The 273-nt window shown below is 64.1% G+C and carries 1 protein-coding gene; it reads right to left on the bottom strand.

Annotation, left to right across the window (positions count from 1 at the left end; translation table 11 throughout):
- Positions 1-58 precede the first annotated feature (58 nt).
- Positions 59-273, bottom strand: a 215-nt coding sequence (locus ABG80_RS08095) for a hypothetical protein (protein ID WP_235513789.1), incomplete at its 5' end; no start/stop codon positions are given.

Here is a 273-nt window from a genome sequence, read left to right as displayed (position 1 = left end):
GTACCCCTCCCTCTGCAACGCCCTTCGGGCTCACTGGGGTGTCCCCCAGCCCCCCGGCTTACTTCGACGCGGAGAGGCGCTCCATGTCATTGAGGACAGGCCGAGCATGCTGATGCACGGCCATCATGTAGGCCTGTGAGGCCTTGTCCCAGGCGTCGATGTGTCTGGCCAGGATGAACAGCCAGGGCGGCGTGTCAACATCCGGGCCAGCAGCTACGATCCCGTAGAAGGCCCTCACCGTCTCAGTGGTCATCAGCGCAGCCTCTTCGAGGA

The sequence above is a fragment of the Aquabacterium parvum genome, from assembly GCF_001447195.1.
Classification (GTDB): Bacteria; Pseudomonadota; Gammaproteobacteria; order Burkholderiales; family Burkholderiaceae_C; genus Aquabacterium; species Aquabacterium parvum.
Note: the sequence above shows the minus strand (reverse complement) of the source record. Positions and strands in the feature narration are given on the sequence as shown.